The 12,881-nt window shown below is 70.6% G+C and carries 10 protein-coding genes; all 10 read right to left on the reverse strand.

The window, feature by feature from the left end; all coding sequences use genetic code 11:
- Window positions 1-4 precede the first annotated feature (4 nt).
- Entirely contained in the window at window positions 5-2,950 is a 2,946-nt protein-coding gene (locus GGR11_RS08080; protein ID WP_183196191.1) for a bifunctional [glutamine synthetase] adenylyltransferase/[glutamine synthetase]-adenylyl-L-tyrosine phosphorylase, read from the reverse strand.
- 142 nt (window positions 2,951-3,092) lie between these two features.
- Window positions 3,093-4,511, reverse strand: a complete 1,419-nt coding sequence (locus GGR11_RS08085; protein ID WP_183196192.1) for a sensor histidine kinase — start codon at window positions 4,509-4,511, stop codon at window positions 3,093-3,095.
- Between the two features lie 3 nt (window positions 4,512-4,514).
- The gene (locus tag GGR11_RS17005; RefSeq protein ID WP_183196193.1) at window positions 4,515-4,934 is read right to left on the reverse strand and encodes an endonuclease domain-containing protein; all 420 of its coding nucleotides are present in this window, start codon (window positions 4,932-4,934) and stop codon (window positions 4,515-4,517) included.
- 47 nt (window positions 4,935-4,981) lie between these two features.
- Window positions 4,982-5,653, reverse strand: coding sequence for a response regulator transcription factor (locus GGR11_RS08095; RefSeq protein ID WP_183196194.1), 672 nt, complete (start codon window positions 5,651-5,653; stop codon window positions 4,982-4,984).
- Window positions 5,654-5,737: 84 nt separating this feature from the next.
- On the reverse strand, window positions 5,738-7,279 hold the full coding sequence (locus tag GGR11_RS08100; RefSeq protein ID WP_183196195.1) for a Do family serine endopeptidase: 1,542 nt from the start codon (window positions 7,277-7,279) through the stop codon (window positions 5,738-5,740).
- Between the two features lie 100 nt (window positions 7,280-7,379).
- Window positions 7,380-7,886 (reverse strand): cytochrome c-type biogenesis protein, encoded by a 507-nt coding sequence (locus tag GGR11_RS08105; RefSeq protein WP_183196196.1) that lies wholly within the window; start codon window positions 7,884-7,886, stop codon window positions 7,380-7,382.
- Entirely contained in the window at window positions 7,883-9,871 is a 1,989-nt protein-coding gene (locus GGR11_RS08110) for a heme lyase CcmF/NrfE family subunit (RefSeq protein ID WP_183196197.1), read from the reverse strand. The genes GGR11_RS08105 and GGR11_RS08110 overlap by 4 nt, the downstream gene beginning before the upstream one ends.
- Window positions 9,868-10,380: a cytochrome c maturation protein CcmE gene (gene ccmE / locus GGR11_RS08115; protein WP_183196198.1), complete on the reverse strand. Its 513-nt coding sequence runs from the start codon at window positions 10,378-10,380 to the stop codon at window positions 9,868-9,870. The genes GGR11_RS08110 and ccmE overlap by 4 nt, the downstream gene beginning before the upstream one ends.
- A gap of 70 nt (window positions 10,381-10,450) precedes the next feature.
- Window positions 10,451-11,272 carry a c-type cytochrome biogenesis protein CcmI gene (gene ccmI, locus GGR11_RS08120; RefSeq protein ID WP_183196199.1) on the reverse strand — a complete coding sequence of 274 codons (822 nt, stop codon included), beginning with the start codon at window positions 11,270-11,272 and terminating at the stop codon, window positions 10,451-10,453.
- 17 nt (window positions 11,273-11,289) lie between these two features.
- The gene (locus tag GGR11_RS08125; protein ID WP_183196200.1) at window positions 11,290-12,753 is read right to left on the reverse strand and encodes a hypothetical protein; all 1,464 of its coding nucleotides are present in this window, start codon (window positions 12,751-12,753) and stop codon (window positions 11,290-11,292) included.
- Between the last annotated feature and the right edge of the window lie 128 nt (window positions 12,754-12,881).

Genomic DNA, 12,881 nt, shown 5'->3' on the forward strand with positions numbered 1-12,881 from the left:
CCTGTCAGGAGATTGAACGCGGCTCTTCGGACTCTCCGTCGCGACTGACCTCTTCGCGCGTGAGCGGGACCGCCCGTTCGAAGGCCTTGCGCGCCCGCGCCCGCAGTTCCGTCAGTTCGGTCTTCAGCGACTCGAAGTCCTGAGCCCCCGCCGCCTCGGCCAGCCGCAGCCGGAAGACCGACGGCTCGGCCTCGGGATCGACCCGGCCCTCGAAGGCGGCGGCCAGCAGATGAGCCAGCCGCTGCTGCACCCGCCAGGCCTCGGCCAGGACCGGGTCGTCGTGCAGGGCCTCCAGCGTGGACAGGGTCAGGGGCTCGCCCGCGACGGCGGCCTGGAGCTGGCGGTACTGGGCCGCAAACTCGGCGTCCACCTGGCCGCCCGGCGACAGTTTCAGATCCCAGAAGCCGTGGGGGCGACGCTCGCGATCCATCAGGGCGCGCATCCTGCGGACATCGGCGGCGACATCGACGCCGGGACGGGGCCGACGCAGGGCCGCCTCGATCGCCGCGGAGACCCGGTCGCCGAAGACCGGATCGCTGGCCCAGACGACGCGGGCGCGGGTCAGGACCATGAACTCCCAGGTCTCGGCCTCGCCGGCGTAATAGTCGTCGAAAGTGGACAGCCGCACCGAGACCGGCCCCTTGGACCCGGTGGGCCGCAGCCGCATGTCCACCTCGTACAGGCCGCCCTCGGCCGTATGGGCCGACAGGGCCGCGATCAGCCGCTGGGTGAACCGGGCGTAGAAGACGTCGGCGGTCCAGCCCTTGATTTCGGACACCGTCTCGGGCGGGGCGTCGTACAGGGTCATCAGATCCAGGTCGGACCCCGCCGTCATCTCGCGCGAGCCGGCCTTGCCCAGGGCCACCACCGCGACCGCGCCGGGGAAGGCGCCGCCCAGCCGTTCGGTCTCGGCCAGGGCGGCGGGCGACAGGGTGCGCATGGCGGCGTCGGCCAGGGCGGCGTAGGCGCGGCCGGCCGCCTCCGGTCCGGCGCGGCCGGTCATGGCGTGGATGCCGATGCGGAACATCTGTTCGCGGTGCAGGCGGCGCACGGCGTTCATGGCGCCTTCGAAATCCTCGGTCTCGCCGGCTTCACGCAGGATCTGTTCGGTCAGGCCGGTCTCGTCCGACAGGTCGGCCAGGAAGCGGGCGTCCAGCACCCCGTCCAGGGCCGCCGGCTGACGCCCCAGGGTCCGGGCCAGGCGGGGCGCGAAGGCCATGACGCCCAGCACCATCTCGAACAGCTTGGGCTGGTTCAGGAACAGGGCCTGGACCTGAACCCCGGCGGCCAGGCCCGAGAAGAAGACGGCGAACCGGCGAAAGGCGTCGTCGGGCGCGCCGGACCGGGCCAGGGCCTCCAGCAGGCGGGGCGCCAGGCGGGTGAACAGTTCGCGCCCGCGCTCGGTCCGCGTCGCCGGGATGCGGCCGTGGTGCCAGGAGCGGATGGTGTCCGCCACCGACGGCGCCTCGGAAAACCCCATTCGGCGCAGGGTGTCCAGGGTCTCGGGATCGTTCTCGACCCCGGTGAAGACCAGGCTGCCATAGGCGGAATCCAGCTCCTCCCCGCCCTCGAACAGTTCGCCGTAGCGGGTGTTGACCCGGACCAGCAGGGCCTCGACATGGGCGTCGAAGGCGGCCAGGTCGGTCCAGCCGGCCAGGGCGGCGACGGCGGCGCGGCGCTGGGGGTCCTCGGGCAGGCGGTGGGTCTGTTCGTCGTCCAGCATCTGGACCCGGTGCTCCAAACCGCGCAGCTCGACATAGGCGGCCGACATCTCCTCGGCGACGGCGGCGGGGATATGGTCGGCCTGGGCCAGGGCCGCCAAGGCGTCCAGGGTGCGCGTCGCGCGCAGCTCGGGGTCGCGACCCGCCAGGATCAGCTGCTGGGTCTGGGCGTAGAATTCGATCTCGCGGATGCCGCCCCGGCCCAGTTTCAGATTGGCCCCGGCGGCCTGCAGCCCCTCACCGGTCTTGTGGACGTGGATCTGTTTCTTGATCGACTGGATGTCGAGGACGGCGGCATAGTCCAGGCTGCGGCGCCAGATGAAGGGGCGCAGGGCTTTCACGAACCGGGCGGCGGCGCGCGGATCGCCCAGCACCGGCCGCGCCTTGATGAAGGCCGCCCGCTCCCAGTTCTGACCGACGCTTTCATAATAGGCCAGGGCCATCGGGCCCGACACCACCGGCGGGGTCGAGGACGGGTCGGGCCTCAGCCGCAGATCGACGCGGAAGACATAGCCGTCGGCCGTCCGTTCGGTCAGCAGGGTGGCGATCCCCTTGCCGACCCGATTGGCGAAATCCTGCATCTCTTCGCCCTCGCGCAGGGCCAGGCCCATCAGGCGCGGCTCGAAGAAGAGGGAGATGTCGATGTCGGACGAATAGTTCAGCTCGTTCGCGCCATGTTTGCCCATGGCCAGGCCGAACAGGCCGGGGATGGGGCCGCGCGAATCGTCGGGGGGCGAGATCAGCCGGCCCCGCGCCCGCTGTTCGGCGGCCACGGCGCGCAGGGCGGCGCGGCAGGCGGCGTCGGCGAAGCTGGAAAGCGCCCCGGTGACTTGGTCCAGGTCCCAGACCCCGCCCAGATCGGCTAAGGCCGTCAGCAGGTGGAGGTCGGCCTTCAGCACGCGCAGCGGGGCGCGGACCTCGTCGGGTTCGTCGTCGAGGGCGTCGGTCTCGGCGAGAATCCGGATCAGGCCCGACGTCGGGTTGGTCTCCAGGAGGCGGCGCAGATGGGCCGGGCGGCGACGCATCAGGCCCGCCAGATAGGGCGAGGCGCCCGCCACCGGCGCCAAGGCGGGCCAGGCGGCGTCCAGGGTCTCGCGCCAGCCGTCGGCGTCGGCGGCCTCGATCAGGGTCTCCAGCAGGCGGTCGGCGGCGGCGGGGTTGGCGACGGGGCCTGCGGCCTTGATCCGCTGGCCCAGCGAGATCGTCGCGGAGGTTTCAGTATCGGCCATCAATTTATCCGCTCATCCCGGCGAAAGCCGGGACCCAGTGCTTTCGCTCGGCGCCGCCGTTGGACCACAATCCTGACACGCGCCACAAGGCCGCGCATCCAAAGAACTGGGTCCCGGCTTTCGCCGGGATGAGCGGAAATCTCTAAGTATGGCTCGCCGGCGGCAGCACCAGGGCCACCCGCAGCCCCGGTCCGAAGCCGTCATAGGCGCCGGGGCCTTCGTCCAGCACCACCCGGCCACCGTGGGCCTCGGCCACCGCCGTCACTAGCGACAGCCCCAGGCCCGAGCCCGGCTCGGTGCGGCTGTTGTCCAGGCGCACGAACCGCTGGACGACACGCTCGCGATCCTCTTCCGGCACGCCGGGGCCGGTGTCGGTGACCGAATATTCGATCTCGCCCGACGACCGCCGCCGCGCCCGCAGCTTCACCGCCCCGCCGGCCGGGGTATATTTGATGGCGTTGTCGATCAGATTGGCCAGGGCCTGGGCCAGGAAGGGCTGGTTGCCCTCGATCATCAGGCCGGTTTCCACCTCGGACGAGAAGTCGATCGACTTGTCCTCGGCCGCCGGCTCGTAAAGCTCGGCCATGTCGGCGGCCAGTTCGCCCGCGTCCATCGGCTTGGGATCCGGCGCTCCGCCGGCTTGCAGGCGGGCGATGGCCAGGACGGTGTTGAAAGTCTTCAACAGGTGATCGGCTTCGTCCAGGGCGATGCCCAGGGCGTCCACCCCGTCGATCTTGCCCGCCTCGGCGTCGATCAGGGCCACCTCAAGCTTGGCCCGCATCCGGGTCAACGGCGAGCGCAGGTCGTGGGCGATGGCGTCGCCGGCGTGCCGGATCGAGGCCATGGACCCCTCAAGCCGGTCCAGCATGGCGTTCAGCCCCTGGCCCAGTTCATCCAGTTCGTCGCCCGAGTTGCGGATGGGGGCGCGGACCTTCAGGTCGCCCTCCTGCACCGCCTGGACCACGCGGTTCAGCCCGGCCATGGCGCTTTCGACCCGGCGGCTGATGTAGAGCCCGCCCGCCAGGCCCAGCAGCATGACCAGGGCCATCGCCCCCCACAGGGCCTGGGTCAGGCGGGACAGATATTCCTCGATCCCGCCGATGTCCTCGCCGACGAACAGGGTGTCGCCCCCCGCCAGCGGCATGATCACCCCGATAGAGCGGCGGGTCTGGACCCGACCGTCGGGATCGGTGCTGGTCAGGCGGAAGGTGCTCCATTCGCCGGTCCCCGGCCGACGCGCCGCCTTCAGGTCGAACGGCATGACCGACAGATTGCCGGTGACGATCTTACCGTCCGGTCCGGTCAGCAGATACAGATACGGACCGCCCCGGATCGTGCGTTCCACCAGGGCCTGGTTCAGGGCGTCGATCCCGCGCGTGCGGTGGACGGCGGTCAGGGCGGCCAGTTCCGTCTCGACATCGGTCCGCGCCCGCGTCTGGGCCTCGGACGCCGAGGCGAAATAGACATAGGCCAGGATCGCCCCCGCCGCCGCCACGAACAGGGCCAGGAACAGCAGCGTCAGCCGGAAAGGCGTGCGGCGAAGGAGGGAGGGAAGGCGCATCGGTTAAGAGAACTCTCCCTCCCCCTGCGGGGGAGGGGGGGCGCCGCGCTGCGGCGACCGGGTGGGGCGGGCCAGGCAATGCGCGCGCACATCTTCGATGACCTGGGCCAACTGATCCCGGACCCGGAGATTGTCATACCGCAAGGTTATCAGCCCCTCTCTGGCAAAGACCGCGTCTAGCACGCGATCCTGCCGGGCGCGGTCTTCGTTGAGATGAGACCCGCCGTCCACTTCCACGATCACGCCTCGGGCCCAACAAAAGAAATCAAGGTAGTAGCCCCGCAGGGGCGCCTGTCGACGAAAATGCAGACCGTCAGATCGGAGCGCGCGCAGGGCGATCCACAGACGGGCTTCCGCCGGGGTGAGCGCTTCCGCATGGCGCGCGCCCGAGCAATGATCGCCATGTCGCCCTGCCCTCCCCACCCGGACGCTACGCGTCCCCCTCCCCCGAGGGGGAGGGGGAATTATGGCTACGCCTCCAGCCTGTATCCCGCGCCGCGCACCGTCTGCAGCATCGCCCGGTCGAAGCCCTTGTCGATCTTGGAGCGCAGGCGGCTGATGTGGACGTCGATGACGTTGGTCTGGGGGTCGAAATGATATTCCCACACCTTCTCCAGCAACATGGTGCGGGTCACCGACTGGCCGGCATGGCGCATCAGGAACTCCAGCAGCTGGAATTCGCGCGGCTGGAGATCGATCTCAGTCGTTCCGCGATGGACGGTGCGGGCGATCAGGTTCATCTCCAGGTCGCCGACCTTCAGCACCGTCTGGACCCCGCCCGTCTCGCGACGGCGCGACAGGGCCTCGACCCGGGCGATCAGTTCGGCGAAGGCGTAGGGCTTGACCAGATAGTCGTCGGCGCCTGCCTTCAAACCCGTGACCCGGTCCTCGACCTCGCCCAGGGCTGACAGGAACAGGACCGGGGTCTGGTCGCCGCCCTTGCGGACGGTCTCGACCATGCCGACGCCGTCCAGGCGGGGCATCATCCGGTCGACCACATAGACGTCATAGCCGCCCTTCTGGGTCTCCAGCAGGCCGAAGGCCCCGTCCACGGCATGGGTGACGTCATGTCCGGCTTCGGACAGGCCCCGCACCATGGCGGTCGCCGCCTCTGCGTCGTCTTCGACCACCAAAATCCGCATCGAAACCCCTCCCGGAATCAAAATCGCCGCCGATGGTAACGCATCGGCGGCGATTGACGAGTTAAGCCTTGGTCAGAATGCCGATCATTCTTCCGTGGCGAAGCGCAGCGGCACCGGGCTGGTGCCCTGTGGCGTGCGGACGAACAGCAGGATGCTGGGGCGACCGGCCGACTTGGCTTCCTGAACCGCCGTCCGCAGATCCGCCGCCGAGGCGATGGCGCGGCCGTTGGCGCGGGTGATGACGAAGCCGGGCTGGAAGCCCAGACGCGCCGCCGAAGACCCCTGGGCGACATTGGTGATGACAACCCCGTTCACGCTTTCGGGGATGTTGAAGCGAGACCGCGCGGCGGCGCTGAGCGGGGTGACCGCCAGGCCTTCGATGGTTTCGCTCTGACCCGGCTGGGCCTGACCGGGGGCGGAAGAGCCGCCCTCTTCGCCGGCGTTCAATTCTTCGTCTGACGGGCGGACGCCGGAGCGGACGTTCAGCGTCTGGCGACGGCCGCCGCGGATGACCTCCAGGCGGATGGTGTCGCCAGGCTTGGCCGCGCCGACCCGACGGGTGGCCTCGGCGCTGCTGTCGATGGCCTCGCCGTTCACGGCAACCAGGATGTCGTCGACCTTGACGCCCGCGCGGGCGGCGGGGCCGTCCTCGGTGACGGTCTCGACATAGGCGCCCTTGAAGTCCTTGGGCTGACCCAGGGCCTCCCAGCCGTCAGGCGTCAGGCTGCGCAGGCCCAGGCCGACGTAGCCGCGCTCGATCGCCTGGCCGCGCATCAGCCGCTCGGTGATCGACTTGGCGGTCTCGGCCGGAATGGCGAAGCCGATGCCGACCGATCCCCCGGTGGGCGAATAGATGGCCGAGTTCACGCCGATGACGCGCCCATAGATGTCGAAGGTCGGGCCGCCCGAGTTGCCGCGGTTGATGGCGGCGTCGATCTGGATGTAGTCGTTATAGCCGGACGGATCGATGTCGCGGGCCTTGGCCGAGACGATGCCGGCGGTCGCCGTACCGCCCAGGCCGAACGGGTTGCCGACGGCGATGACCCAGTCGCCGACGCGCGGCTGGGCCGTCTCTTCGAAGCTGACGTACTTGAAGTCGTTGCCCTCGACCTTGATCACAGCCAGGTCCGTGCCGGGATCGCGGCCGATCAGGCGGGCCGGCAGTTCGCGGCCGTCCGACATCTTGACCTTGATCTCGGTGGCGTCGGCGACGACGTGGTTGTTGGTGACGATGAAGCCGTCCTGCGAGATGAAGAAACCGGAACCGGCGCCCTGGGTCGTCTGAGGCTCGGCCTCCTCGCCTTGGCCGCCGCGCCCCTGGGGCGGGACGAACTGGAACGGCAGGCCGGGGATCTGGAAGGCGCCGCCCTGGGGCTGTTCGACCTTCACCGTCACGTCGATCTGAACGACGGCGGGGGCCACCTGTTCGAAGATGTTGGCGAAGCTGTTGGGCGCGCCGGGCGGGGGCGAGAAGCTGTTCCCATTGGCCGGCACCGGGGTGAGCCGGTTCACCGCCTGGGGGTCGGCGTGGGCGCCGGGCCAGTTGATGACCCCGCCTGCGGTCGCCGCCGCCGCCAGGGTCAGGCCGGCCGCGGCCCCGAGAATGAACTCTTTGCGCTTCAGCATCTTGGTCCTTGCGATCCTCTCGGGGCGACGCCCCGTCTTGGCTCTTGATATAGGCCGAACCGGCGCGACGCCAATTCCGGTGTTCGATGGATGATCTCGACTAGCGCCCGTCGTGAGGCGAGGTTGCGTCCAGATCACGGCGAAGCTTCTCATTTGCGAGAATGTCTTGCAGTCGACGTTCCTCATCCGGGGAAAGGGGCTGCGCCTCGACGGCCCCGCGACCTGCGCGGACCAGGATGACCAGCAGCGCCAGGGCCGCCAGGGCGAACGGCCCGAACCACAGCAGCCAGGTTCCAGCCCGCACCGGCGGGGTGAACAGCACATAGTCGCCGAACCGGCGCACCAGGTCGTCGCGCACCGCCTGATCCGTGGCGCCGGCGGCGATTTCCTCGCGGATCAGGCGGCGCATGTCGCCGGCCACGCCCGCCGGACTGTCGGCGATGGCCTCATGCTGGCAGACGACGCAGCGCACGTCCTTGAACAGGGCCTGGGCGCGGGCCTCCAGAGCCGGGTCGCTCAAGGGGCGGTCAGGTGCGGCGGCCGGCTCAGCCGCCGTCAGCATCAGCGCCAGAACGGGCGCGATCAGCAGGATCGAGAGCCGCCTCATGGGGCCTTCCTCCGACGTGGCCCGACGCCCAGCCGCAGCCGGCGGTCCAGCAGGGACAGCAGCCCCCCGAACGCCATGATCATCGGCCCCAGGAAGATCAACCGCGCCCAGGGATTCCAGTACAGGCGCACGACCCAGGCGGGTTCGGCCGGGCTGCCCGCCCGCTCGCCCATCACCACATAGACGTCGTCCAGGCCCCGGAAATCCAGACCGACCTCGGTCGTGGTCTGGCCGCCGGCGGGGAAGAAGCGGCGTTCGGCCGTCACCGTCTTCGCCCGGCCCCGGTCGTCGGACGGGCGCACGGTCAGCCGGCCCTGTTCGGCCAGATAGTTCGGACCCTCGACCACCCGGACCTGATCCAGGGTCACGGTCCAGGGGCCGGCGGAGACGCTCGAGCCCAGGGACAGGGCGCGCGCCGCCTCGGCCTTGAAGCCGGCCTCGACCACCGCCCCCAGGATGAAGACGCCCAGGCCCAGGTGGGCCAGGCTCATGCCCCAGGCGCCCATAGGAAGCCCCTTGAGCCGACGCCAAATCTCTGCGCCCGAGGCGCGGAACAGGCGCGCCCGTTCGGCGACCTCGGCCAGCGAACCCAGGATCAGCCAGGCGCCCAGGCCGATGCCGGCGGCGGCGAAGGTCTTCTTCGGCTCCCACAGGGCGTAGGCGACCAGGGCCGAAACCAGGGCCAGGCCCGCCCCGACGGCCAGCCGCTGCATCGCCCCGGTCAGGTCGCCGCGCTTCCACGCCAGCAGAGGGCCGGCGGGCAGGATGATGAAGGCGACCGTCATCAAGGGAACGAAGGTGGCGGCGAAATAGGGCGGGCCGACCGAGATGGTGGCGCCGGAGGCCGCCTCCAGGATCAGCGGATAGAGGGTGCCCAAGAGGACGGTCGCGGCCGCCGCCGTCAGGAACAGATTGTTCAGCACCAGCGCGCCCTCGCGGCTGACGGGGGCGAACAGGCCGCCGCCCTTCAGCTGGGGCGCGCGCCAGGCGAACAGGGCGAAGGCGGCGCCGGCCGTGACGCCCAGAATGGCCAGCAGCATCAGGCCGCGCTGGGGATCGACGGCGAAGGCGTGGACGGAGGTCAGGACGCCGGATCGCACCAGGAAGGCGCCCAGCATGGAGAAGCTGAAGGCCAGCAGGGCCAGAAACACCGTCCAACCCGCCAGGGCTCCGCGCCGCTCGGTCACCACCGCGCTGTGCAGCAGGGCGGCGCCCGCAAGCCAGGGCATGAAGGAGGCGTTCTCGACCGGATCCCAGAACCACCAGCCGCCCCAGCCCAGTTCGTAATAGGCCCAGAAGGAGCCCAGGGTGATGCCGACGGTCAGCAGGGCCCAGCTGGCCAGGGCCCAGGGCCGCACCCACCGGCCCCAGGCGGGCCAGAAGGCGGTCTGGGCCCGGCCCTCGATCAGGGCCGCGACGGCCAGGGAGAAGCAGACGGAGAAGCCGACATAGCCGGCGTAGAGCAGCGGCGGATGCACGGCCAGGGCCGGATCCTGAAGCAGCGGGTTCAGCGACGCCCCCTGGAAGGGGGCGGGGTCCAGGCGGGTGAAGGGGCTGGAGGTGAAGACGGCGAAGGCCAGGAACAGCGAGCCCAGCGCCCCCTGCACCGCCACAGCCGAGGCCTTCAGCCCGAACGGCAGGCCCCGCGCGCGCGCCAAGGCGCCGCCGAAGACCGTCAAGACCAGGCACCACAGCAGCAGCGACCCCTCGTGACTGCCCCAGGCGCCGGCGACCTTGTACAGCATCGGCTTGTCGGTGTGGCTGTTGGCCGCGACATTGGAGACCGAGAAGTCGGAGACGACGAAAGCGTGGATCAGGGCCGCGAAACTCAGCGCGACGGCGCCGGCCGCCGCCAGGGCCGCTCCTTGCGCCGCGCCCGCCAGGACCGGACTGCGCCGCGCCCGCCCCGCCGCCGACAGCGCCGTCTGCAGGATCGACAGGGCCAGGGCCAGGGATAGGGCGAAGGCCCCGAGTTCGGCGATCATAGACTGTTCGTTGCGCTATCGGCCTGCGGCCTGCTTGAGCGCGTGGACTTGGTCACAGTTTCCGGCCGCCACTCGCCCTTGGCCTTGATGCGGTCGGCGACCTCGCGCGGCATGTAGTTTTCGTCGTGCTTGGCCAGGACCTGACTGGCGTGGAAGACGCGGTCGGCGCCGAACGATCCCTGGGCCACGATCCCCTGGCCTTCGCGGAACAGGTCGGGCAGGTCGCCGTGATACTGGACCTGGGTCACAGCGATATTGTCGGTGACGGTGAAGACCACGACCCCGTCGCCGGATTTTCGCACGCTGCCGGTCTCGACCAGACCGCCCAGGCGGATGTTGCGGCCTTCCGGCGCCGTGTCGGCGGTGGCCTCGGAGGGAGAATAGAAGAAGGTCACGCTGTCCTGCATGGCCCACAGCGACAGGCCGACCGCCAGGGCCAGGATCGGAGCCACGGCCGCGACGACCCACAGGCGACGGCGCGCCTTCGGCGATTTCGGCAGCCAGCTCATGACTCGGCGGTTCCGCTCCCCGACGGAATTTTTCTTGGGTCTATAGCGGCGGGGGCCGGCCGCCAACGCGTCATTGCGCCTTATCCGCTGGCAGACGCCGTTCCAGGTCGATCCGGCGGGGGTCGGCCGGGTCCAGAGCGGCGATCAGCGGCGTCCACTGGGCGCGCGTCGCCGCCGCATCGCCCCGCTCCAGCGCCGCCTGGCCCAGGAAGAAGCGGGCGCCCAGTTGGTCCGGGTCCAGGTTCACCGCCTGGCGGAAGGCGGCCTCGGCGTCGCCGCCGATCCGGCCGTCATTGGCCCGCACCAGGCTTTCGCCCAGCCGCGCCCAGGCCTGAGCGTCCGTCGGCTCCAGTTCGATCAGTCTGCGAAAGGCCGAGGCGGCGCCCAGCGGATCGTCGGCGGCGAACCGGGCCGCGCCCAGCATGGCCAGGGCCTGACGGTCCTGCGGATTGTCCCGCGCCACCCGCGCCGTCACCGCCGCCAGTTGCGCCGGCTCCAAGGTTTCCAGCTGGGTGGACCATTGATCGACCCGCCGTTCATAGGCCTGGTCCGGCAGACCCGGCGACCCGGTCAGGACATAGAGGGCCAGCGCCCCCGCCGTCGTCGCCGCGATCCCGCCCAACACCCAGAAGCGGTCATGCGGGCCGGCCACGGGCGTGGCCGCGGCCACAGCCTGACCCGCCAGCAGCCGCCGCCCCGCCTCGGCCCGTGCGGCGGCGTGGGCCGTTTCGTCCAGCAGGCCGCGCGCCTTCAACCGGTCCAGTTCATCCAGTTCGCGACCGCCGACATCGGCGTCGGCGCCGGCCGCATCAGCCCCGCGTCGCGCCCCGGTCAGCACCAGCAGGCCGGCCATCGCCGCCGCCAGGCCGGTCATTATCCAGAAGACGATCATCCCCGCCGTCTATCGCATCAGACGACGCCGGGCGAGGCCCCAGTCGTCGCGCCAGTCGTCGCGCCAGTCGTCGCGCCAGTCGTCACACTTGTCGGGGCGCCTGGCGTCGCCTTTGTCGTCGCCCTTGCGGCCTCGGCGGCGGCCGCGCGTCGTCGCACCGCCCGCGCCGCCTCCAGCGCCTCGACCAGGGTCAGGAAGCGGGCCGCCGTTCCGACCAGACGCAGGGCCTGATCGGGATCGGCCACATCGCCGTCGGCGATACTATCCAGCGCCTCATTGGCCCAGGTGGACAGATAGTCGGTCAGCTCGGTCTTCAGCGCCATCCGGTCCGCCTCGCAGCCGAAGGTGTTGGCCGCGCCGCGCAGGCCCGAAACCGCCGACAGCAGGGCGGCCGCCGCCTCGATGGGTTCGCCCTTGGCCGGCGCCTCCAGCCAAGGGCACAGGCGCGTCATCCGCCCGGTCAGGACCTGACGCTTCATCGGCAGGGCGGCGTGGACGGCGGCCGAGGTCGATTTCATCAGGCCCGAAAGCTGGCCGGCCATCTGGACCCGCGCCATCCGCGCCGTCTTGCCCCAGGGCGAATCGGGCCGGACCATCAGGGTCATGTCCATTTCGGCCAGCACCCCGGCGCACCAGGTCGCATCTTCCACCGCCTGGGTCATGTCCGGCCGGTCGCGGGGCGACAGACAGGCGGCGATGCGCTGGACACGGCTCTGGACCGACGTCAGCAGGCGTTCGACGAAGACACCCATTTCGGAATGGCTGAGAATGGCCTCGGTGTCGGCCAGGCGGCTGGTGCGCGTGACGATCCGCAGCATCCGTTCGGCGTCGGCGACATGGGCGAACAGAATGTCGATCATCCGCCGCCCGCCCTCGGGCGATATCGCTAGACAGTCCTGGATCAGCAGCCGCAGCCCCGCCAACTGATTGTCGTCAGGCCGCTCCAGCCAGACCGACAGGCGGGCCACGGCGGTTCGCGCCAGGGGCGCCAGGTCGAAACAACCGGCCAGTTCCGCCGGGCTGGCCGCCGGGGCTTCAGCCGAGCCGGCCGTCTGGCGGGGCCATTGGTCGTCCGGCCAGACGTCTCGAGGTCGGTCCCGCAGCACCGCAGCCGCCCGCGCGCACAGCCGATCCGCCGCCAGGGTCCATTCGCCCTCGCCGACGCCCGCCCCGTCCAGCAATCCCAGGAAGGCCTCCTCGCCTGCCCGCGCCTCGCGCCAGACCCGCGCCAGGACGGCCGGCGGAAAGATCAGGGCAGGAGTTCTGTCGGCGCGGGGTTGGAACAAGGGCAGAAGGGGGGCGAAGGCCAGGTCGCGCCGGGCGCGGTCGCGCGCCTCCTGCACGATCATGGCGGTCAGTTCCGCCGCCTTGTCCCCGCCCAGGGACGGGACGGCCGTGCGCAACTGCGTCAGGACGGCGTCGGGCGCGGCCTGAACGACCGCCTGCAGGGCGGCGCGGTGGGCGACGGACAGTGAGGACAAGAGGCACTCCCGTCTGCAGGCGACGATGACGCCACCGTGCCGTCTTTGGGTTAACAACGGCTTCTCGTCCCTACAGAGACCGGCGCCCCTTGAGCACAGCCGATGGCACGCCATATTCCCGCCACGAC

Origin of the sequence: Brevundimonas mediterranea, assembly GCF_014196125.1 — a bacterium.
Lineage (GTDB): Bacteria > Pseudomonadota > Alphaproteobacteria > Caulobacterales > Caulobacteraceae > Brevundimonas > Brevundimonas mediterranea.

What these genes read in the sequence shown, in the direction of transcription:
- GGR11_RS08080 (WP_183196191.1), bottom strand. Translation starts at nt 2,950, where the DNA reads ATGGCCGATACTGAAACCTCCGCGACGATCTCGCTGGGCCAGCGGATC.
- GGR11_RS08085 (WP_183196192.1), bottom strand. Translation starts at nt 4,511, where the DNA reads ATGCGCCTTCCCTCCCTCCTTCGCCGCACGCCTTTCCGGCTGACGCTG.
- GGR11_RS08095 (WP_183196194.1), bottom strand. Translation starts at nt 5,653, where the DNA reads ATGCGGATTTTGGTGGTCGAAGACGACGCAGAGGCGGCGACCGCCATG.
- GGR11_RS08100 (WP_183196195.1), bottom strand. Translation starts at nt 7,279, where the DNA reads ATGCTGAAGCGCAAAGAGTTCATTCTCGGGGCCGCGGCCGGCCTGACC.
- GGR11_RS08105 (WP_183196196.1), bottom strand. Translation starts at nt 7,886, where the DNA reads ATGAGGCGGCTCTCGATCCTGCTGATCGCGCCCGTTCTGGCGCTGATG.
- GGR11_RS08110 (WP_183196197.1), bottom strand. Translation starts at nt 9,871, where the DNA reads ATGATCGCCGAACTCGGGGCCTTCGCCCTATCCCTGGCCCTGGCCCTG.
- ccmE (WP_183196198.1), bottom strand. Translation starts at nt 10,380, where the DNA reads ATGAGCTGGCTGCCGAAATCGCCGAAGGCGCGCCGTCGCCTGTGGGTC.
- ccmI (WP_183196199.1), bottom strand. Translation starts at nt 11,272, where the DNA reads ATGATCGTCTTCTGGATAATGACCGGCCTGGCGGCGGCGATGGCCGGC.